This is a genomic window from Chitinophaga sp., from assembly GCF_039596135.1.
GTDB lineage: Bacteria > Bacteroidota > Bacteroidia > Chitinophagales > Chitinophagaceae > Chitinophaga.
The window spans coordinates 56,541-79,284 of sequence record NZ_JBCNKH010000030.1 but is presented as its reverse complement, the minus strand read 5'-3'; the positions used below and the strand labels follow the sequence as shown (position 1 = coordinate 79,284).

The 22,744-nt window shown below is 45.6% G+C and carries 19 protein-coding genes; 17 read left to right on the top strand and 2 right to left on the bottom strand.

Features of this window, described 5'->3' with window-relative positions; genetic code table 11:
* Positions 1 to 536 precede the first annotated feature (536 nt).
* Positions 537 to 2,132, top strand: a complete 1,596-nt coding sequence (locus ABDW16_RS18035) for a gliding motility-associated C-terminal domain-containing protein (protein WP_343671644.1) — start codon at positions 537 to 539, stop codon at positions 2,130 to 2,132.
* Here the strand turns inward: ABDW16_RS18035 and ABDW16_RS18030 are convergent.
* Positions 2,104 to 2,499, bottom strand: a complete 396-nt coding sequence (locus tag ABDW16_RS18030) for a response regulator (protein ID WP_343671643.1) — start codon at positions 2,497 to 2,499, stop codon at positions 2,104 to 2,106. The genes ABDW16_RS18035 and ABDW16_RS18030 overlap by 29 nt on opposite strands.
* Positions 2,500 to 2,508: 9 nt before the next feature.
* Positions 2,509 to 3,246: a HAMP domain-containing sensor histidine kinase gene (locus ABDW16_RS18025; RefSeq protein WP_343671642.1), complete on the bottom strand. Its 738-nt coding sequence runs from the start codon at positions 3,244 to 3,246 to the stop codon at positions 2,509 to 2,511.
* A 439-nt stretch (positions 3,247 to 3,685) separates the two neighbouring features.
* On the opposite strand from ABDW16_RS18025, the gene ABDW16_RS18020 reads away from it, so the two are divergent.
* The 16 genes from ABDW16_RS18020 to ABDW16_RS17945 all read left to right on the top strand — a co-directional run bounded on the left by ABDW16_RS18020 (position 3,686) and on the right by ABDW16_RS17945 (position 22,743).
* Complete coding sequence (locus tag ABDW16_RS18020) at positions 3,686 to 4,372, top strand: response regulator transcription factor (protein ID WP_343671640.1); 687 nt, start codon at positions 3,686 to 3,688, stop codon at positions 4,370 to 4,372.
* A gap of 159 nt (positions 4,373 to 4,531) precedes the next feature.
* On the top strand, positions 4,532 to 5,326 hold the full coding sequence (locus tag ABDW16_RS18015; protein WP_343671639.1) for a polysaccharide biosynthesis/export family protein: 795 nt from the start codon (positions 4,532 to 4,534) through the stop codon (positions 5,324 to 5,326).
* A 115-nt stretch (positions 5,327 to 5,441) separates the two neighbouring features.
* Entirely contained in the window at positions 5,442 to 7,820 is a 2,379-nt protein-coding gene (locus ABDW16_RS18010) for a polysaccharide biosynthesis tyrosine autokinase (RefSeq protein WP_343671638.1), read from the top strand.
* Positions 7,821 to 7,999: 179 nt separating this feature from the next.
* Positions 8,000 to 8,542 (top strand): UpxY family transcription antiterminator, encoded by a 543-nt coding sequence (locus ABDW16_RS18005; protein WP_343671637.1) that lies wholly within the window; start codon positions 8,000 to 8,002, stop codon positions 8,540 to 8,542.
* A 10-nt stretch (positions 8,543 to 8,552) separates the two neighbouring features.
* Complete coding sequence (locus tag ABDW16_RS18000; RefSeq protein WP_343671635.1) at positions 8,553 to 9,572, top strand: mannose-1-phosphate guanylyltransferase; 1,020 nt, start codon at positions 8,553 to 8,555, stop codon at positions 9,570 to 9,572.
* 9 nt (positions 9,573 to 9,581) lie between these two features.
* On the top strand, positions 9,582 to 10,523 hold the full coding sequence (locus ABDW16_RS17995) for a GDP-L-fucose synthase (RefSeq protein WP_343671633.1): 942 nt from the start codon (positions 9,582 to 9,584) through the stop codon (positions 10,521 to 10,523).
* 38 nt (positions 10,524 to 10,561) lie between these two features.
* Positions 10,562 to 11,896 (top strand): UDP-glucose/GDP-mannose dehydrogenase family protein, encoded by a 1,335-nt coding sequence (locus ABDW16_RS17990; protein WP_343671632.1) that lies wholly within the window; start codon positions 10,562 to 10,564, stop codon positions 11,894 to 11,896.
* Between the two features lie 93 nt (positions 11,897 to 11,989).
* Complete coding sequence (gene gmd / locus ABDW16_RS17985) at positions 11,990 to 13,087, top strand: GDP-mannose 4,6-dehydratase (protein ID WP_343671631.1); 1,098 nt, start codon at positions 11,990 to 11,992, stop codon at positions 13,085 to 13,087.
* 9 nt (positions 13,088 to 13,096) lie between these two features.
* Positions 13,097 to 14,281 carry an acyltransferase gene (locus tag ABDW16_RS17980; protein WP_343671629.1) on the top strand — a complete coding sequence of 395 codons (1,185 nt, stop codon included), beginning with the start codon at positions 13,097 to 13,099 and terminating at the stop codon, positions 14,279 to 14,281.
* A 12-nt stretch (positions 14,282 to 14,293) separates the two neighbouring features.
* Entirely contained in the window at positions 14,294 to 15,298 is a 1,005-nt protein-coding gene (locus ABDW16_RS17975; protein WP_343671627.1) for a polysaccharide pyruvyl transferase family protein, read from the top strand.
* A 2-nt stretch (positions 15,299 to 15,300) separates the two neighbouring features.
* Complete coding sequence (locus ABDW16_RS17970; RefSeq protein ID WP_343671626.1) at positions 15,301 to 16,791, top strand: oligosaccharide flippase family protein; 1,491 nt, start codon at positions 15,301 to 15,303, stop codon at positions 16,789 to 16,791.
* Positions 16,792 to 16,798: 7 nt separating this feature from the next.
* Positions 16,799 to 18,037 (top strand): glycosyltransferase family 4 protein, encoded by a 1,239-nt coding sequence (locus ABDW16_RS17965; RefSeq protein ID WP_343671625.1) that lies wholly within the window; start codon positions 16,799 to 16,801, stop codon positions 18,035 to 18,037.
* Entirely contained in the window at positions 18,034 to 19,314 is a 1,281-nt protein-coding gene (locus ABDW16_RS17960) for a hypothetical protein (protein WP_343671624.1), read from the top strand. Before ABDW16_RS17965 ends, ABDW16_RS17960 begins: the two co-directional genes overlap by 4 nt.
* Positions 19,280 to 20,413: a glycosyltransferase family 4 protein gene (locus ABDW16_RS17955; RefSeq protein ID WP_343671622.1), complete on the top strand. Its 1,134-nt coding sequence runs from the start codon at positions 19,280 to 19,282 to the stop codon at positions 20,411 to 20,413. The genes ABDW16_RS17960 and ABDW16_RS17955 overlap by 35 nt, the downstream gene beginning before the upstream one ends.
* Complete coding sequence (locus ABDW16_RS17950) at positions 20,406 to 21,791, top strand: hypothetical protein (protein ID WP_343671620.1); 1,386 nt, start codon at positions 20,406 to 20,408, stop codon at positions 21,789 to 21,791. Before ABDW16_RS17955 ends, ABDW16_RS17950 begins: the two co-directional genes overlap by 8 nt.
* On the top strand, positions 21,760 to 22,743 hold the full coding sequence (locus ABDW16_RS17945) for an acyltransferase (RefSeq protein ID WP_343671618.1): 984 nt from the start codon (positions 21,760 to 21,762) through the stop codon (positions 22,741 to 22,743). Before ABDW16_RS17950 ends, ABDW16_RS17945 begins: the two co-directional genes overlap by 32 nt.
* Position 22,744 lies beyond the last annotated feature (1 nt).

Sequence of the window (22,744 nt, the reverse complement as noted above, 5' to 3'; positions counted from 1 at the left end):
GTCGCCTGTAAATCAATTACAGGCCCCTGGATAAACGCTGTCTACCGGAATCAGGATTATAAAACAAGGTTGTAAACTTCAAACAGGATTAATTAACCATAGTGTAAACCTATATTAGGACTAGACCCCTATAGCATAGTCATAGAGATATCCCGTATATAAGCCGTATATATACCGTAGGTAAGCCGTACATATCCCGTATCTATATAGATACGGGATATGTACGGCTTATATATTTTTTACGGGCGGAATACCTCAAAAGCTGTGCTATAGTTACGTTATTACTTAAACAAGGAAGCCTTCAACAACCTCATCAGTGTAAGAAAATCATTTCTTAACATATAACGTATTAAAATATATCGTATCTTTATCTCACCTGAGAATGCAATAAGCCAAAAAACTCTATAAAGGATGCTGAAATTGGGCTCACCGCCTGGTTTTCCTTCATCCCGACCTATGAAAACGAATCATTCCATGCTCCAGTACTTCGGGCATTGAGTGTTGTTGGCTTTTCCGTAGATTCTAAAATATATCCTATGAAGATGCCTGTATTTACAAGAATACGGGTAGTGCACCGCTATGGCCATATGGCGCGTGTGTTAATCCGTATTTTGTGTGTTATAACAGTGAACTTTTGTGTACATCAGATTGCCAGTGCCCAGGTTATTGAACTGACCAACCCATCTATGGAGGGCAATATTGGAAGGGATAGTGTGCCTACTGGTTGGCTAGCGGCCTCGAACACGCCCGATGTATTGCCCGGCCCGTTCAACATCTTTAAGCGGCCCACCGATGGCAAAGCGTATGCAGGTTTGCATAGTGGCCGTATGTATAGAGAAGGCTTAGCCCAGTTGCTCGCATCTCCCTTGCAAAAAGGATTGGCTTATTCCATATCTGTAGACCTGGCTTATGCACCCAGGTACCTGCAGTCTGCCTGCAATGGTAACCTTACTATTTATGGTGGAAATAGTCCGACCGATACTGCACAGCGGCTCTGGTCGTCCGGCCCTTTTACCGATACCACCTGGAGCCGGTATTATGCCATACTCGAACCAACAGCCAGTTACAAATACATATCCATCTGGGCAGATCCCGCCCAGGTTTGCCCCGGAAGTGATATTGGTACGGCCGTACTGATTGACAACTTCTCCAATATCCGGCAGGTGATCAAAACTACGCTGTCGGGTACCCCGAGTTGTAACAATGCCAATACGGGTACCGTAGAGGTCACGCCGGTTGCCTATGGTACGACGTATACTTATCTCTGGACACCGGGCAATTACAAGACGGCCAGGGTCGAAAAACTGCCCCCCGGCCAATACACAGTAGTAGTTACCGCCGAAAATGGAGCTACCGGTGGTGGTACTGTTACTGTAGGCGCATCAGACCTGGCTGCCAGGTTGACTACCATTCCATCTACCTGCGCCGGTAGTCACAATGCAGAAATTCATGTAGCCGTTACAGGTGGTATGCCACCTTACCGTTTTGTGCTGGACTATAACACACCGGTAGGCGACTCTGTATTCACAGGGTTGAATGAAGGCCGGTACCAGGTGTATGTAAAAGATGGACAGATCTGTACAGATACGCTCACCGCATTGCTCCGCGACCCGGAACCACTGTCACTGAAGGCAATGACAATAACACCTTGTAGCTGTAATGAAACGCAGGATGGAAAAATAGCATTGCAGGTGGAAGGGGGTACCCAGCCATACAGGTACCGCTTAGATGGTGGCCCCTGGCAGCAGGATAGCATTCTGCAGCCGTTAAGAGCAGGGCACTATATATACGAGGTAACAGATACGAACAACTGTAATATTGGGGGGAGTGCAAATGTGACTTCGCCATTTCAGAACTGTCTCCTGGTTATGCCGACTGCATTCAGTCCGAACGGCGATGGTAACAATGACCTGTTCAGACCTAAGGTATACGATGCCCTCACTCACTATGAACTGAGTGTGTACAACCGCTGGGGAGGGCTGGTATACCATACCAGCGATCCCCGGGCAGGGTGGGATGGAAGTGTAAGAGGAATCTTACAGGATCAGCAGGTATTTGCATACATCTGCTCCTTTAATGACAGGAATAATGAACGCAGGGAATTCAGAGGTTCAGTGGTGCTGATCCGCTAGTAGTTTGCAACAGGTGCTGGATGCTGGCATTCAGATTGGCAAACAGGAATGGCTTGTTGATGTAAGCTGCTGCACCTTTTTCAAGGGCCAGGTTTACTTCTTCCGTAGCCGATCTGGCGCTCAGGATGATGACGGGTATGTACCGCAGCTGTTCGTGCGCCTGAAAGGCTTCCAGTAACTGGTAGCCATTCAGTACCGGCATATAGATATCACTGATTACCAGGTGGGGCAGGTGTTCTGTGGCCATGTGAATGCCTTCTTCCCCGTTAGCGGCGGTGATAACCTGGTACTGGTGTAGTTCCAGCAGACTTTGTAATGTATCTCTCAAACCCGGTTTATCCTCTATCAATAAGATGGTATGTTGCATAGCTTTTCTCTATAGAGAATCAGAATGATATAGAAAGGAAAGTGTGAATGTACTACCTTCACCAGCTACACTATCTACAGTAATAGTGCCATTATTTTCCTGTACAAAAGTTTTAACAATTGATAACCCCAACCCGGTTCCGGCTATCTCATTTACATTGCTTGCCCTGAAGAAGGGTTGAAATAGTTGTGGCAAATCATTTTCAGGAATACCTATACCATCATCTATGATCCGGATCACCACCTGGTGAGGTTCGAAATCAACTTCCACTACCGGCGCTTTCTCTCTCGAAAATTTGAAAGCATTGCCCACGAGGTTCATAAAAATTCTGTTCAGCTGATTGTGGTCAGCATAAATGCCTTGCGGGATGCCTGTGACAATGAGTTCGAAGCTGCGGGTATCTTCAGGATCTGCAAAGTAATTGGACCGCAGGGTCGTGAGCAATTGAACGACATCTATAATTTGTTTGTTCAACGTCATACGGCCAGACATAATGCTGTTGATTGTGAGCATTTCGTCGAGCATATTATTGAGCCGGAATATTTCGGTAGTAATACGTGAGAGGTTTTTCTCATAGAAAGCATCCATCTGTTGGCGGGTATGCAGTCTTGCGGCCAATAATTCTACCGCTGCTGATATGGCTGTCAGCGGAGTTTTAAATTCATGCGATGTAATAGCAATGATATTACTGGCGTTATTCAATAAGTTCACAGCATCGTGTGATACAGTAGTCTCTCCATTTTTCATGTGTATCCGGTTAACGTGCAGGGGTTGAAATATGGTATGCACGAGTTGTAGAAAATTGTTCACATAAGAATTAATCTAATGTTAACTCCGGGTTTTGTGTTGCTGGTTTAAAATTAATATGAACAAGATACTCATTAACTTATTAATTTTAAAGGAGAAATTGTATTTTAGAATGATTAATTTTAGATAACCATCTAAACATAAGTGAACAATTTTTTTGCCAGAATGTTAACCTAAGTAGACACATAGAATTTTTTGCAATAGCAACGGTAACATAGAGAGGGTTTAACCATAATATATAAGGCTCTGTTCGGTGATTAATTAAAATTTCATACCCGTCATGGCTTTTCTGGAATCATTTTTGTTTATGGTTAATTAGTAGACCATATTTAGTAGACCATATCATATTGAAAAGAATAACCAAGTTAATTAAGCACCTATGATCAACATCGGAATTATAGAGGATAACTATTTCCAATTGAATAACTACCGGGAATTTCTCGAGGATTTTCAGGAGTGTAAGGTTGTCTTTGCGTGTAAATCAATGGAGGAGTTCAGGGAGCTTTCCTTCAAAGAAGTAGATGTTAATGTCATTCTCTTAGACATCTCGCTGCCCGGAGAGTCAGGCATACAGGGCATGCAGGAACTGCGCCGTGTATATCCTGAAGCAAAAATTATTGTTTTATCCGGGCATGATGGTAAGCACTATGTTATCGAGTCGATTCGCAACGGTGCGAATGGGTATATCATTAAAACCAGCCGGCTGATGGAGATATATCATTCAATATTAGATGCCATCAGCGAAGGCGGTACATTGTCTCCCAAAGCCGCTCACCTGTTGATTAACCATATAAATAAAGATCCATTAGAAGACGTTAGGCACAAGCTCACAAAGAGGGAATATGAATTACTCGCGTTGCTCAAAGAAGGTTACTCATATAAGGAGATGGCAGACAAGCTATTTGTTACTGTCTTTACTGTCAACCAACATCTGAAAAAAGTATATCAGAAACTAAATGTTGCTACAAAATCGGAGTTGATTTCAAAAATCTGGTCGAATAGTCTATGTACAGCCTTATTATTTGTAGGTTTTGCAGGATTTTTTTCAAATCAGTTTTTCGCATGATGAACGGTGTGGCCTGAATGGGCACTACTATCTTTAGTAGACACGTTTGTGCCATATCTGCGATTTGTACTCTTGTTAGTAATAGTGTTAGAGGGCTTGATAAACTAATATTGTAATACGGAAAGCGAGGAAAAAAAACCTAAAATAATAATTGGAACAATGTTTTTAAGTAAGGATTATTTGACCCGATTCGTTTTTCCGGTCCTTATCTGCTGTTTCTTTATGTCTTGTGTTAGTACTAAGCAGTCATTGTATTTTCATGATTTGCCGGATACTGTATTGGCACCCATACAAGGAAATTTTGAGCCGGTAATACAGAAAAATGACATTCTGCAAATCACGGTGAGTTCAATGAACGCAGAGGATGCAGTTATCTACAACACGCCAAGCATGGCTACTGTGGGCGGGGCCGCCAGTAGCGGACCCCAGGCTACAGGATTTTTAGTTGATGATTCGGGATACATACAGTATCCTGTATTAGGCCAGGTAAAGGTTACAGGTCTTACCAAAGCGCAGCTGACAAAATACATACGGGATCAGCTTACAGAACGAAAGCTGCTCGTAGACCCGGTAGTCAGCGTACGGTTTCTGAATTACCGTATAACCGTCATCGGTGAGGTTGCCAGGCCACAGGTAGTGAACGTCGCGAGCGACAGGGTCACTGTACTTGAAGCACTGGGCTTAGCCGGCGATATTACGTCATTCGGCAAGAAAGAAAACGTAATGCTGATACGCGAGAGTGATGATGGAACCAGAACAGTGAAAAGGCTCAACCTGAATGACAGATCGCTGTTATCATCGCCTTATTATTACCTGCGGTCGAATGATGTAGTATACGTGGAACCTACTAAAGCGAAAGTGGCCAGTACAAACACAGCCAGACAGGTATTGCCGCTTATCATTAGTAGTATCTCGCTGCTGGTAATTATTTTAGACAGATTAGTAGTTAATTAGAGACGCGCCGCATTATTGACTTTATTGTGAAACCATGCATACAGATCAGGTAGGTCTTGTTAAGTGTCATGCATATTACTAATCCCAAACTTTATTAACTCTTTGGCGGAATTACATGCAAAAAAAGAAAACCGATATACGTAAACAGCAGGAGGATCAGACAGATCTGCTGGAATTGCTTAGAAGCAGGTATCAGCCCTATTGGCCGTTATTTGTGCTCGCTGGTCTGATTGCCTTTGCAGGTGCCTTTGTGTACCTGCGGTATGCTACTCCTGTATATAGGATCACAGCCTCTCTGCTCATAAAAGATGATGCAAAGGGTATGGACGGCTCCGTGCTTTCTACGCTGGACCTCTTCGGCTCTGGTAAGCAAATAGATAATGAAATCGAAATTCTGAAATCCAAAACACTGGCCAGACAGGTAATTCAACACCTGAATCTCTATGGCGAAGTAGTAGAAGATGGTAAGATCAGGGATGTAATTATCTATCAGCAAACGCCGGTAAGAATGGTGTTCCTGGAACCTGATCATATCATGCCACTTGAAAATGTAAAATTGCCGCTTAAAGTAAACGATACTACGCAACAGGTGTCTATAGGTAACATTACTTATCACCTGGGGGATACCGTTCAAACCCAATGGGGTAGAATGGTTTTCCTGCCTGGCAATGTTAAAAACAATGGTAAGCACAATTATTTTCTGCATGTCTCCGGCGATAAAGTACTTACTTTACAAATGATCGCTAATCTCAAGGTAGGACAGGCAAATAAACAAGCCAACGTGATCAGCCTTGAATACAACGATGTGGTGCCTGCCAGGGGTGAAGCCGTGCTGAATGAACTCATGAAAGTATACGATGCCGCCGCCATCGACGATAAGAACAGGATGAGCGCCAAAACCATGGCATTCGTGGAAGAGCGCCTGCGCATCGTGACCAACGAACTGGGACAGGTAGAAGGTGAAATTGAAAAGTTTAAAACGAATGAAGGACTGGTAGACATCAGTGAACAAAGTAAAATGTTCCTCGAGAATGTAAAAGAGAATGATACAAAGCTGACGGAAGCAAACATGCAGTTGTCAGTTTTACAATCCATAGAAGATTATGTAAAAGGCAGAAAGGAAGACGAGAATATGGTGCCTGCTACCCTGGGTCTGACAGATCCTGTGCTGCTCGAACTGGTCAACCGCCTTTCTGAAACTGAAATGCAGCTCACAAGACTGAAGAAAACCACTGGCGAAAACAGTCCGCTGTTAGCCAGCCTGGCCGATCAGAAAAGGAAACTGGCACCTGCCATCCTGGAGAACATCCGCAGTCTGCGGGCAAACCTGGAAGCAGGTAAGCAAAAGCTGATGGTGGATAATGCAAAGTATAGCAGCATTCTCAGAACAGTGCCCAGCAAAGAAAGAGCCCTGTTGTCCATTAGCCGTCAGCAGGTCATCAAAAATAACATTTACACCTTCCTGCTGGAAAAGAGAGAGGAAACCGCGCTGCAATATGCTGCGGCTATATCAGACAGCCGTATCGTAGATGCTGCAGAAGCAGATTCCTTCCCATTCAGTCCAAGAAGGTCCATGATACTCGGTCTTGCCGTATTGGGAGGTTTAGCTGTAGTAGCCGGGTTTATATCTGTAAAAGATATGTTCAACAGGGAAGTATTGTTCCGTGCTGACATTGAAAAGGCTACAAATGCACCGATACTGGCAGAAATTATGCAGGATGAAAAGGCCCATCCGATTGCCATTACCGATGGTCGCCGTACTGCCATAGCGGAACAATTCCGCGCCCTGCGTACAGCCCTCAGCTACATTGGCATTAATGGGGCAAATAAGACCATTATGGTCACTTCTTCGATATCAGGTGAGGGAAAGAGCTTTATTGCCATTAACCTGGCTATAAGCCTCTCCCTGATGAAAAAGAAAGTCGTGCTGCTGGAATTTGACCTGCGCAAGCCAAAGGTGAGTAAGATGCTGGATGTACCACATACACCTGGTATCAGTAATTACCTGATCGGCCAGGCCGTAATAGGTGAGGTTTTGAAGAAACCTATAGAAGGGAACGAGTATTTCCATCTGCTGTCGGCCGGGGTGATTCCTCCGAACCCCACAGAGTTGATTCTGAATGGCAGACTGGAACAGTTATTAGCTTCGCTTAGTGCCACTTTTGATTATATCATAATCGACACCGCTCCGGTAGGTCCGGTAACAGATGCCCGCCTGCTGGCACCATTTACAGATGCAACCCTGTATGTGGTACGCCACCAGCGCACGCCTAAGTTCCATCTCCGCATGATAGACGAGTTATACCAGACTCAGGAACTTGGGAAACTGAATATTGTATTCAACGGTATCAAAATGCGGGGTATACCAGGTTATGCCTATGGCTATGGCAATGGTTACGGCTATGGCAATGGCAATGGTTACGGCTACGGATATACCGACGAACATCAGAACGGTTCTATTAAGAAAAAAGGATTAACCCGGCTTTTTAAGTAAGCTGGTTATACAAAGTTCTGATTTATTTCTGCAGTTCAACATTTATGAAAACCCGATAAGACACTCATGGGACTGAGGAGGCGAAGCTATGCCTTCAGATCAGTGAACCATGCCCACCACATGTCTTTATAAATTCCACCCAACACAGTCTCGATTTTTTAACCGTTAAAACCAATCCCATGGAACAGAATCTGAACTCCTGGTATGCTGTATATACCAAGCCCAGATGGGAAAAGAAAGTCGCAGAATCCCTGATCCGCAAACAGGTCGAAACTTACTGCCCTATCAACCGCGTCACACACCAATGGAGTGACCGTAAAAAGGTAGTCGAAGAGCCGCTTTTTAAATCTTATGTATTTGTGCGGATTCCTGAAAAGATGAAAACGACCGTGCGTGAAACAGGGGGTATTGTGAACTTTGTATACTGGCTGGGTAAACCGGCTTGTATTCCTGAGCATGAGATTGATTTGATCAAGCGTTTCCTGCATGAATATGATAATGTGGAAGTAGAAAGCTTTCCTATTCAGCAGAACGACCTTATCCAGATTACTGCAGGCCCACTCATGCATCAGCGTGGCAGGGTAGTGGAAGCTGGAAAGAATACAGTCAAAGCTGTGTTGTACAGCATGGGATTTGCCCTCACAGCTACCATTAAGAAAAGCGAACTGGTTCTCCTCAACAGCAATCAATACAGGCAACAACCTTCTAACGTTTCGCTCTAACCCGCTTTACATGCAACATATTCTCCTTTGTGGCGGGTCTGGTACCCGTCTCTGGCCGCTGTCTAACAAACAGACGCCTAAACAGCTATTGCCGTTATTTGACGGCCAGAGCCTATTGCAACTGACCTGGCAGCGCAACGCGTTTGCCTGCGACAGTGTACTGGCCATTGTGAATGAGCAACAAGTCACTACTGTTGTAGCGCAACTGCAAAACACCGGTGCTGTTCATGCCCGCTGGATTGCAGAGCCCATAGGTAGAAATACTGCTGCTGCCATTGCTTTAGCAGCCTTCATCGCCGATCCGGAAACAATTCTCCTCATTACACCAGCAGATCACCTTATTGGTACGCCGGATATTTATGCCCAGACTATTTTCCAGGCAGAGAAACTGGCGGCTGACAATCACCTCGTGACCATCGGCCTGCAGCCTGCTTATCCTGAAACTGGCTATGGGTATATTCAATATGATGGCTACGATGTGGTACGCTTTACTGAAAAACCGGACATCGTCACTGCCGAAGCAATGCTCAACAGCGGAGACTACCTGTGGAACAGTGGCATCTTTTGTGGTAAGGCAGGTGTATTGCTACAGCAACTGGAACAATACGCCCCCGCTATTTACACCACCGCTGCCATTGCTGCCGATGAATACCTGGAAACAGGCCGTATTCAGCTGACTACCATGGAAGCCATTCCTGCTGACAGTATTGACTATGCTGTACTCGAGAAAAGCAATATTGTGAAAGTGGTACCCAGTACAATGGAATGGAGTGATGTAGGCGGTTATGAAGCACTCGCAGAAGCACTGGCCAAACATTACCAGTACAGCAATCACCAGGCTGTCTTTATCCAGAGCGACCCTGTGAACAGCATGGTCCTGGGCAAAGATAAACTGGTAGCCCTGGTAGGCGTGGAAAACGTAGTAGTTGTGAATACACCTGAAGCCTTGCTCATTTTGCAAAAGGGGAAAGGACAGGAAGTGAAACAACTGCACCAGTGGGTAAAAGAAAACAGACCGGAATTACTTTAAACTATGATTATGCAACTGAATGATAAAATATATATAGCAGGTCACCGCGGCATGGTAGGCGGTGCAATCAAAAGAAGATTACAGACTTTAGGGTACAACAACCTGCTCACCCGCAGCTCTGCAGATCTGGATTTGCGTAACCAGGCCGCTGTACACGAGTTCTTTGCCAGCGAACAACCTGATTACGTATTCCTCGCTGCTGCAAAGGTGGGTGGTATCTATGCGAACAATACTTACCGTGCAGAGTTCCTGTACGATAACCTGATGATGGAAGCTAACGTCATCCATGCTGCTTATAAACATGGTGTGAAAAAACTCATGTTCCTGGGTAGCTCCTGCATTTATCCAAAGCTGGCGCCACAGCCACTTACGGAAGATAGCCTGCTCACAGGGCCACTGGAGGCAACCAACGAACCATATGCCATCGCCAAGATTGCAGGGATCAAACTCTGCGAAGCTTACCGTGATCAATACGGTTGTAATTACATCAGCGTGATGCCCACGAACCTGTATGGTATTGGCGATAATTATCATCCTGAAAACTCACATGTATTACCTGCACTGATCCGTCGCTTTCACGAAGCAAAGGAAGCGGGCAAAAACAGTGTGACCGTATGGGGTAGCGGTACTCCCCGTCGTGAGTTTTTGTTTGCAGACGACCTGGCGGCTGCCTGTGTATACCTGATGTTGCACTACGATGGCAAAGAACTGGTAAACATTGGTACCGGCGAAGACCTGAGCATCAAAGAACTGGCTGAAACAGTGAAAGAGGTGGTTTGCTACGATGGCAAAATTGTGTTTGATCCATCAAAACCTGATGGCACTCCACGTAAACTGATGGATGTTTCCAAACTGCATAGCCTGGGATGGAAACACACGACTGAACTGAAAGAAGGATTAGTACAAGCATATGCGGATTTCCTGAAGAAGCGTCATATGGCCGTTAGCTGAGTTTTATCTATTACTCATATTGTTAATCAAATATTCTGATGAAAGTAATCGTAATAGGCACCGGGTATGTCGGGTTGGTGACCGGAGCATGCCTGGCAGAAGTAGGAACAGAAGTCGTGTGTGTAGATGTGAATGAAACCAAAATCAGGAACCTCGAACGCGGCATTCTTCCCATCTACGAACCAGGGCTGGAAGAAATTGTGACCCGCAATACAGCCAATGGCAGACTGTCTTTCAGCACAGACCTGGCAGCCGTGATCCCGGGTGCTGCTGTCGCATTTATTGCGGTCGGCACACCGCCGGGCGAAGATGGAAGTGCAGATCTGCAATACGTATTGCAGGTAGCAAGGGAGATTGGAGAATCCATGACCGACTATCTCGTAGTAGTCACTAAATCTACTGTACCTGTGGGCACAGCAGTGAAGGTAAACAGGGAAATCAAACAGGCGGCACTCAACCGCGACGAGCTCCTTGATTATGATGTGGCTTCTAACCCCGAATTCCTGAAAGAAGGTGCTGCGGTGCAGGATTTTCTGAAACCTGACAGGATTGTGATAGGGGTGAACAGTGGTAAGAGTAAAGAAATACTGGAACAACTGTACAGACCTTTTTTGCTGAATGGCAGGCCGATTATTTTCATGGACATCGCATCGGCAGAAATGACGAAGTATGCAGCCAATGCGATGCTGGCAACGAAAATTTCTTTTATCAATGATATTGCCAACCTCTGCGACCTCGTTGGCGCAGATGTAAATATGGTGAGAAAAGGGATTGGCTCCGATGCCCGTATTGGTTCCAGTTTTATCTATCCTGGTATCGGGTATGGTGGTAGCTGTTTCCCAAAAGATGTGAAAGCACTGGTGAAAACCGGTAAGGATTATGGACATACGCTCCGCATACTCGAAGCAGTGGAAGCGGTGAACAATGACCAGAAGCTGGTAATGTTCGATAAGATTACCAATCATTATGAAGGTGAATTGTCCGGTGTGGTATTTGGTATCTGGGGCTTATCATTTAAACCCGGTACAGACGATATGCGGGAGGCGGCGAGCCTGGTGCTGATCGATGCGCTGCTAAAAGCAGGTGCGGTGGTAAGGGTGTTTGATCCTGTGGCGATGGAAGAAGCGAAGAAGACGCTGGGCAATAGTGTAGTATGGTGTGAAGATATGTACCATGCGGTGGAAGGTGCAGATGCGGTGGTGCTGGTAACTGAATGGAATGATTTCAGGTTGCCGGATTGGAATAAGATGAAAGGGATTGTAGTGTTTGATGGCAGGAATATTTATGATTTGCCTTATTTAAAAAAGAAAGGAATTGTAGCCTATGGCATAGGTACTACCCAACCAAGTGTAATTGAAATTATTACCAAATAACGACAATGCCGAAACTCTTATCGAAATCGCGTAGCGATTTCGATAAGAGTTTCGGGAGATTTTTCTTCCCAAAAAAAAACAAAACTATAAAATATGAAAGTGGCCTTAATAACCGGTGTTAACGGACAAGACGGCGCATACCTGTCAGAACTTTTATTAGAAAAAGGATACATGGTACATGGTGTGAAACGCCGTGCTTCTCTTATCAATACGGATAGAATCGACCACCTGTACCAGGACCCTCATGATCCGAATGTGCGTTTCAAACTGCACTACGGCGATATGACCGACAGCACCAACCTGATCCGCATCATCCAGGAAACACAACCTGATGAGATCTACAACCTGGCTGCCATGAGTCATGTAAAAGTAAGCTTTGACACACCTGAATATACTGCCAATGCCGATGGTATTGGTACCCTTCGTATACTGGAAGCACTCCGCATCCTGAAGCTGGAAAAAAAGACCCGCGTGTACCAGGCCAGCACCTCAGAACTGTATGGGCTGGTGCAGGAGGTTCCCCAGCGCGAAACCACCCCTTTCTACCCACGTAGCCCCTATGCAGTGGCAAAACTGTATGCTTACTGGATCACAGTGAACTATCGGGAAGCATATGGCCTGTTTGCCTGCAATGGTATTCTCTTCAACCACGAAAGCCCACTGCGCGGCGAAACTTTCGTAACCCGCAAGATCACCCGTGGAGTAGCTGCGATCGCACTCGGCCTGCAGGACAAACTGTACCTCGGTAACCTGGATGCACGTCGTGACTGGGGCCATGCAAAAGATTATGTAGAAGCGATGTGGAGAATTCTGCAGCAGGATACTGCCGAAGATTATGTAATCGCAACTGGTATCACTACACCGGTACGTGATTTCGTAAAAATGGCCTTCGACGAACTGGGTATTGAACTGGCATTCTCCGGTAAGGGTGAAAAAGAAGTGGCGGTTGTAACTGCCTGCCGTAACAAGGAATTCGTACTGCCAATTGGTAAGGAAGTAGTAGCAGTAGATGCCAAATACTTCCGTCCTACAGAAGTAGAACTGCTGATCGGCGATCCTACCAAAGCACAGACAAAACTGGACTGGCAGCCTAAATACGACCTGCCTGAACTGGTGAAAGAAATGGTAGCTGCCGATGTTGAGCTGTTCCGTAAAGAGTCTGTCGCACAATTCGAACATCTCATTGGCTAATAAACATATATGGCAAAGCTATTACCGGTTAAGACCAATCTTTCCTTTCTCGACGGCCTTCGCGGACTGGCAGCCCTGTACGTTGCTACAGGGCATGCCCGCTGGCTGCTGTGGGAGGGAGGAGAGCGTTTCAGGCAGGCGGGTAGTTCGTATGGGGCAATCGGGAAAGCATTTGCATTAGGTATGTCTATGTTCAAGTTTGGACATGAGATGGTACTGTTTTTCTTCGTGCTTTCAGGTTTTGTGATCCATCTTAAGTATGCGTTACAGTTAGCTAAAGGGCCGGATACACATTTTACTTTCGGTGCTTACTTTATGAAGCGCCTGAAGCGTATTATGCCACCCTACCTTTTTGCCTTTCTGCTCACGATCGTATGTGATAGCATTGTGGCACATTACCAGTTTTCGATTTATACGCATACTACTCCTTTGCCACTTGTAAACCAGAATATCACCTTTCACCATTCATGGTCATCCCTGATCGGGAATATCTTTTTCCTCCAGGATGCTTATGTACCGGTGTTTGGTTCCAATGGCAGTATATGGTCGCTGAAATACGAATGGTATTTCTACATGCTGTACCCGATTCTATTATTGACAAACAAAAAGTTTCCAAAGCTGACACTCCTTGGTGTGGCAGGCATTTTCGGACTCTATGTAGCCGGCTTCCATACCGGGTTTATACTCTTCGACCAGGTAGTGGCCTGTTTATTCTCCTGGTGGGTAGGTGCGTTCATCGCAGATATCTATACAGGCAGGGTAAATGTAAACCGCTGGCTGATCTATCCACTGATGGTGATCGTACCAATGATTCCCATCATTCACACATCGGGTATCCCACCGCTGGTAAAAGACCAGGTAGTGGCCTTTGGCTTCAGCGGACTGCTCCTGCTGTTGCTGGACTATCGTGAAAAAAGGGCAGTGCAGGGCTTTGGCCGTCTCAAATGGCTGGGCGACTGCTCTTATACATTGTATCTTATCCATGCACCCATATTGATTTTAGCAAACGGAATACTACTGCGTATTAACCATAACCATCTACCTGGAACGTTTGTATTTGCATGGCTGGCGGTGGCCTTTGTTGTGCTGCTGGCATATGCATTACACTTCATCCTTGAAAAACCGTTTACCTCAACCGCCAAACGCGTACCATTAAGCAACCATCCGGACGTGATGCCGGCGTTGGTAAAATAAATGTCTATCTGTATGAAAATTTTAGTTGAAAACTCCACCTGGAATAATATAGGTGACGGGTTTTACCAGAGCGCACTTTTTGTGTTGATTAAAAAACTCTATCCGGAAGCCAATGTATTAATGGAAGAAGGGCCGATCTTCAGAGCATTTCGCCCCAAGAGCGACTGGCAAAAGAAGAATGCCCTTCACCTGATGGATTATCAATCTGCCGATTTGCATATCTTCTCCGGTCCTATGATTCGCCAGATCCTGACGAATTATAAAGACAAGATCAAACAGATCAAAGAAAGAGGTGAACAATATGCACTTATCAGCGCCTCCTCCGCAGGTATCTCAGATTCACTGCGTGCTGAAACAGGAGCGTTTTTTGAAAAATACCAGCCATTGTTTCTGTCATCCCGCGACCAGGATACTTACCTGAAGTTCAAGGATTATGTAAAGAACTCGTACAATGGTATCTGTACTGCCTTCCTGGTGAATAAAATGCTGCCTGTAGATACACTGGACGATAACTTCAGGTTTTTTATCAGCAGTTTTTACAGGGAGCTGGAACCAGTATTCAAGGTAAATGGCGAGGTGAATATCAGGAACGTAGAGCTGGACCGTAAAAAGACCTTCTTTGGACTCAGTCATCGTATCAGCCGGCACCTGAACCGTTTCCGCCCTGCACAGGACGGCGTGAACGGCCATAAGATTGTAAGGGTCAACCAGGAAGTGTCTACAAAGTTTAACCATATCAATTTTGCACAGCCTAATTCATTTTTGAGCTTTAACCTGCTTTCATATCTGGCTTTGTATAAATCGGCGGACTTCACCGTATCAGACAGGGTTCATTCCTGCGCAGTAAGTCTCGCTTTTGGCAAGCCTGCCCGTTTGTTTACGAACAGTCCAAGGGCAGGAATCTTCAACAGACTTGGTTTTGATCATAAAAAGGATAATGGCATCATGTATCCTAATCTTGACATCATAGATATAGAAGCGGAGAAATTATCTTCATTCATTAAGTCATCTTATTAGTTTTGAGCAAAAAGAATCTTTCCGGGACTCATGTATTTAACAGCATTAGCTGGATGCTGATGCAGACAGGTGCTACGAAGTTAACTTCCATTTTAGGCCAGATCGTACTGGCGTGGCTGTTGGAACCTGCACAATTTGGTCTTATCAGCCTGGTATACACCGTTACCAGTATTGGCCTGATTATTCAGCAGTTTGGATTGAATGATGTATTGATCAGACGACAGAGAGCCTTCCAGAACTGGCTGCCCTTATCTTTTGGCATCTCATGGGTATTCGGATTTGTCTCCTGTATCTTTTTGCTGGCGCTGGGGTATGTAGGAAGCGTGGTGTATAAGGATCATAACATCTTCACCCTGGTGGCTTTCTATGCACTGACCACACCGATGGATGCACTGAGTGTGATTCCGTTGACAAAGCTGCGCATAGAGTTAGACTTTAAAACGCTTTCTGTAATCCGTATTATGGAAACGGTGCTGACCATGTTCATGACGGTCGCGCTGGCATATATGGGCTTTGGGGTGTACAGTTTTGTGATACCACCATTGATTGTATCGGCAGTATCACTGATAGTAAAGTACCGGGTAACGCATCTGAAGATTCAATTTAACCTGCACCTGCGCCGCTGGAAATACCTTACTGTCAGCAGTTCCTGGTCGCTGGTACACTCCATCGTGCAGCGTATTATGGATCAGGCGGATTATATCGTACTGGGTTTGTGGGTGAGTAAGACGATTGTAGGGATTTACTATATGGCCTTCAGCTTGTCTATACAGGTGATTGGTTTTGTGGCAAACAACCTGCCCAGTGTATTGTTTCCCAGCCTGGCATCGATCAAAGATAGTCAGCGTGCAAAAGATATGTTTAAAAAGAGTGTGACCTACCTGTCTGTATTCGGTGCTGCATTTGCTATCTGGCAGGGTGCCACTGCTTACTGGATTGTACGGGTGTTTCTTTCTGCCAAGTGGATACAAACGACGGCACTGGTAGAGATACTGTCAGTAGGTATGGCCTTCCGTGCAGTGGCGTGGTTGTGGTCTACACCTTACAGGCTGAAAGGAAAGTTTGCCGACATGGCTAAGCAATCTTTTTATTCACTGATCCTGATGGTGATACTGATCGTAGCGGGTACATTGCCCTGGGGCGTGTATGGTACTGCCGCAGCCGTATCGCTCTACTATGTAGTGATCAGTCCTATCTGGCTGTACAATGGATTTAAACTGCTGGGTGGTACCTGGAAAGAGACGTTGCAGGTGTTTATGATTCCCATTCCATTGGCAATGCTCTGCTACGGCAGCTGCTGGTATTTCTTCCGGTTTCTTTACCTGGGTGCTAACCCTATCACGGTCATGGTCCTGATCTCCGTGATTGGTTCAGGATTGTACATGGGTGGTATTTACCTGGCTATGCCTGATACATTCGCTGAGATTAAGAGATTACTGTTTGAGAAATTTCCCGTCGCTAACGGAGTTAAACGTTTGCTTACAAGGAACTAAATCAACTATGAAAAGCATTATTTCTACAGGACAGGGCAGGCTGCACCTCATACAGTCCGCCATCGCCATCAAAGAGCAGGGGGTAGATGTGGAAGTGATTACTGGTTGGGTACCGGGTAAGCACTTTCCTGACAAATTTATTAATGCCATGGGGAAGCTGGTAGGCCGGAGCAATCTGGCTTACGGCTTGCGCAAGCGCTCTCCTAAAGGATTTCCAAGAGAGCAGATCCGCACATGTAGCTTCTCTGAATTCTATATACAGTTTCTTTTTATCCTCACCGGGAAGAAATTTTTAACGAGAGATAAAGCGGCAAGAATGGGATGGAAAGCGTTTGGTACTGAATCGAGAAAGTACATCCGCAATAGCCAGATCTTTCATGTACGCAGTGGTGCAGGCCGTGCAGGCGCTATTGAGAAAGCCCGGGCACAGGGTATGAAAGTGGTAGTAGACCACAGTATTGCACATCCCAGCGAAATTAAAAGACAGCTGGACAAACTACTGAGTGAAAGCAAAGAATCAAAATTCATCAATATCTCCGATGGCTTCTGGAACAATGTATTGAAAGATTGTGAAGAGGCGGATGTCGTGCTCGTGAATTCGGATTATGTGAAAGATACTTTTGTAGCACAGGGCTTTCCTGCCGATAAAATCAAAGTAATTCATCTCGGCATTGATGAGAGCTTTTATTCACTGAAACAATCTTATGAGTCAGGTACGATCCGGCTGGTCTTCACCGGCAACTTTGGTGTACGCAAGGGCGCTCACCTGATCGTAGCGGCTATTGAGCAACTGGTAAAAAAAGATTTTCCTTTTACGCTGGATGTAATTGGCAATGTATCGAACGAACTGACCATTCCGGACTGGTTCAGGAATCATCCGGGTATCACCCTGCATGGTTCTATGCCACAGGATCAGCTGAAAGTATTTCTTGCCAAAAGCGATCTCTATATTTTTCCCACCTATGTAGAAGGTGCTGCACAGTCTGTGAAAGAAGCTATGGCAGCAGGACTACCGGTAATTACAACGGTAAACAGTGGTGCCCCGGTAACACACCTTGAAAACGGTTTTTTGATCCCCGATGATAACGCCGATGCACTGGCGGCTGCTATTCAGCAACTGAGTGCAGATCCGGCACTAAGAAAGGAAATGGGACTCAAAGCGGCAGCAACGATTCGCACAGGCCATACCTGGGAGCGATATGCACAGGAAGTAACTGAACTATATAAAAGTATGATCAGCGCATGAATATATCCAGGAACAAGTCGAATATTAAAATGGTATTGTACTCTCTGCTCAGTGCCGCGCAGGTATCATTTGTAGGTACGCTGATCATGAGTGAAGTATATGCAGGTCTCAACTCATTGAATTTTGGTCGTATCGGGCAGCTGTACCGCAATAATCCTGACGTGAAGCGGGTGCACAGGGCAATGTTTATATTCCTGGTGGTACAGATGCTGAGCGATGTGATCAACCACAACAGTATGAACAATATGCTGCGTGGCTGGGCGGCGATAGCAGTATCCCTGGTGATATTCACGTTTATGTTCAGAATGTTCGACGATACACCCAGGATCATCATCGCCTTTATGTGTGCCGAGGTGGTCCGGATGATCCTCTTTGGAAATACAGACCTGGAGCAGGATACCTCTTCGTTGATGGAAGATTATTCGCTCTTTAAGTTCAGGATTGCGCCGATTACCAACTATATTATTTTACTCATCACCTTTTACACCTATAATAAGCGAAAGGATATGCTCACGGTGGCCATTCTCATGGTATATGGCCTGGCAAATGTGGGGCTGGACTATCGGTCTAACGGGTTGTTCTTTCTCTTTGGAGGATTGATCATTCATTTCCGCAGGGTGCTCATGCATATGACACTCGCCAGAAAGATCGGGTTGACCATTTTTGTGGGCATCGTTTTCCAGATCCTGTATATGTTTTATGTACATGCGGTATTGTCTGGTGAGTTTGGAGGTAAGCATGCTGGTGATCAGCTATCAGAAACTGGCAATCCTTACAATCCATTTTCATTGATCGGGCAGGGGCGTGGTGAATTCTTTGTAGCGATCGAAGCGGTGAAAGACGCGCCCTGGTTGGGCCATGGCTCCTGGGCCACAGATGAAGACAACCATTACCGCAGCCTCATGTTCAAAGACCTGGACAAGGACAAGAGCCGGGTGCTGGCACTGAATAATAGTGGTGTGATACCCAGTCACTCCGTACTCTTAGGCGCCTGGGTATATGGAGGCGTTATTGCATTTCTCTGCATGTTCTACATTTTCTGGCTGTCCCTGAAACGGGCGTTTTCGCTCATGATGGACGAGCGGGCCATGGAAACACCTTATTACCCGCTCATTGTATTGTTTACAGTTCAGCTGCTCTGGATATTCCCATTTTCACCATTGCCACATATCCGGAGTACACTGCCATTGATGATAGCATTTATAATTACCATTTACCATTCATTACAAAACGACGAAGAAGATGAAGAAGAAGATCTGCTTCCTGACAACGGGTGATATCACTACGATAGCTACGATGAAGCGTGCACTGGGTATGGCCAACCCGCTGGCTGACCTGGGATGGGAGGTATCCATCATTGCGATGGACTGTGCTGAGAACAGGGAAAGAGCCAGCATAGAGTGCGGGCCCGAGGTAGCTGTGTATTATTATAAACCTGCCAACATGAATGGTGAGGTGGAACAAAAAATCATGCTGCTGAAAGAGATTCGTCCTGATTATATTTATTTCTGCTCATTTGGATTCCGTAACTGGATCCGGAAGAGTGCACTGGGCTTCAATCCCCAGATGGTGATTGAGCATTCTGAACTGCAATCAGGTATTCCTGATAATAAAGGGTTGAAAAAAATGATGGCACACTTTATCGAATCGCTGTCTGTAGTATATGCAGACAAATTGATTTGTGCCAGCCGCTACCTCGAAACATTCTATCGTAAAAAGTCAAAACAATTCCTGCGCCGCAACATGTCTGTGCTGTATTCACCATATGCATACAGTACAGAGGTGATCGATGCACCAAGGCTGCACCTCGATGAACTGCAGGCGAAGTATGCAGGGAAAACAGTGCTTATCTATATGGGAACGATGACAAGGAACTATGGTCTGTTCACCATGCTGGATGCGGTCAAAGAAGCAGTAAAAGAAACACCTGGTATTAAGTTGCTTTTACTGGGCCGGGGCAGACACCTGGACGAAGCAAAGGCATATGTAACTGCGAACGGTCTTGATGAATACATTGAGTTTTTGGGGTATGTACCTGAAACCATGCTGAGTTCTTACTTTGAACTGGCAGATGCATTCATTTCTCCATTAAACGATACAGTACAGGATTGGGCGCGTTGTCCCAGCAAGATCTACATGTACATTCCTTTTCATAAACCGGTGTTCACCTGCAATATTGGTGAGCCGAAAGAAATTTTTGGTGACGAAGGGTACTATTTTGACAACAGTCAGCCGGGCTCCCTGGCTGAACTGATTACGGGGCTTGTCCGGCAGCAGCTGCAGCGTGTGCCATTGGACGTTACAGCGCATAGCTGGACAACCCGTTCCCGTGAATTTTCCAACTGGATACTACAAAAAGAACCGATGTATGCATAAAGCTGTTTTACTTTCTAAGGGAGAAGGAAACTTTTATTTCGGTTTCCATGATCTGATCGCATGGAACTATAAGGGTGATAAATTACTGGCGCTGAGAATTGATGACATGCTGACACCTCCGAATCCTGATGTACCCTGTGATATCGGGTACCTGGACAAGGAAGGCCGGTTTCATAAAATGGGCGAGACTTATGCATACAATTATCCACAGGGGGCACGGCAGCAATGGATTGGTAAATCAGACCTGTTCATTGTAAATGATAAAATCAATCATGCATGGCGTTCTAAGATTTATAATACAGAAACAGGTGAATGCACAACGCTGGAATTTCCTACACATGTGATTACGAACGATGGCTGGGCGTTTGGCCTGGACTATGCGCGATTGTTCAGGGTTGGCGGCTATGGCTATACAGGGTTGCCGGATGTATATGCGAACGAAGCTGCACCTGCCAGCTCCGGTATAGTAAAGCACAATGTATATACAGGAGAAGAAGAGATGATTATTTCTTTGGCAGAGGTAGCAAACTACCAGATGAATGCAAACCTGGGGAACAACCATTACTTCACGCACCTGCTGCTGAACCCTTCACAGACACGTGTTGCTTTCCTGCATCGATATAAGCTGAAAGACGGAGGTGAAACAACGCGATTGATGACCATTAATACTGATGGTTCTGAACTGCACTGCCTTGCCACCGGTTTCCTGAGCCACTTTGACTGGCAGGATGATAACCACATAGCCATATGGGGGCGTACCGGCAGTAGTGTGGAAAAACTGCGTGGATCATTGTTGTATCGCATGCTGCCATCTGGCCTGGTGGGTAAGGGAAAGAAAATTATCAAAAAACTGTTGTATAAACCTAAACCGGGTGTGAACAGTAATCCTGGTTTCAACTGGTTGTTATTTACAGATACAGAAGGTGCACCGCATTCACTGCTGGCGAAAGATGTAATAACTGAAGACGGGCATCCAATGTTTTGCCCTGCAAACAGGGATTGGATGATCTGCGATACCTATCCAAACAGTGAAGGCATCCGCACCTTGTTTTTGTTTCAATATAGTACGCAGCGCCGTATAGATCTGGGCACCTATAAGATGCTGGATCAGCAGCCTGACCTTGATAAATCTATGCCATTCCTGGTAGGGGTAGACGCGACGGTGTTGAAAGCATTCTCGCCTCAGCAGATGGCTTTCACACGCAGTGGTCTGCACTGTGACCTGCACCCAAGATGGAAAGGAGACGGTACCATGGTAGCGTTTGATTCTATTCATGAAGGTAGCAGACAAATTTATGGATTCGATGTAAGCGACATTATTAAATCAAAAGACACAACCCCTGCACATGAACGACAGGCAGCACATTACGGGATTTGATTTTATCAGACCTATCGCCGCTTTTAGTGTTGTATGGATACATGGCTGTGCCGGCAGCTTCTGGACGAAAAAATTGAACCCGTTGAATAGTTATGCGGTACCGGTATTTATCGCCATCTCCATGTTCCTCTTTGCCTGGCAGATCATAGGAAAGGGGCGCCGGGATTTTAAAGAAATGCTGGTGACCCGTATTCAGCGACTGATGATCCCTTTCTTTTTGTGGACGCTGATTTACCTGGGGATCAGGTTGTTTAAAGCAAGGTTTGTACACGAGCCTTTTGAAATGAAGTGGATAGAAACGTTCGTGTTCAAAGGCAGTTCTTACCAGTTGTGGTACCTGCCGAACCTCTTCTACCTGAGTATCCTGTTCTTTCCTTTGCTGAATGTGGCTGTGCGCAACCGGAAGATAGCCAGTGTGATGATTTGCTGCATTGTGCTCATTGCAGCTATCGTGCTGTGGTATACACCGGCAGATATCAGGCAGGCAGACTGGTTCACCCGGCACATATTATTGTACTTCGTGCCTTCGCTGATCTCTGCATCCATAGGGATGTTGTTTTACATCAACTATGAAACGGTCAGGGCCAGGTATGGCACCAGCGTACAGGTACTGGTACCGATATGTGCAGGGGCGCTGTTTTTTGCACAGCTGTTTATACCTCATGTATTGATAGGGTTGGCTTTTGTAGCGGTGTTATTTCCATTGCTGCTGTTCCAGGTACATGGTAGTTATCCGGGTATGATGGCGCTGTCGAGAAATTCAATGGGGATCTATCTCATACACGGTGTGTTTTTAGAAGGGATTAAAACAGGCATGCAGCTGATCCATCATCCTGTACAGGGACTGGCGCTGACACTGGGATCCATTATTGTGACTTACCTGCTCAGCTTTGTGGTGTCTGAAATCTTATCGAAGAATGACATATTGAGAAAGTACCTGATGGGCAATTAAA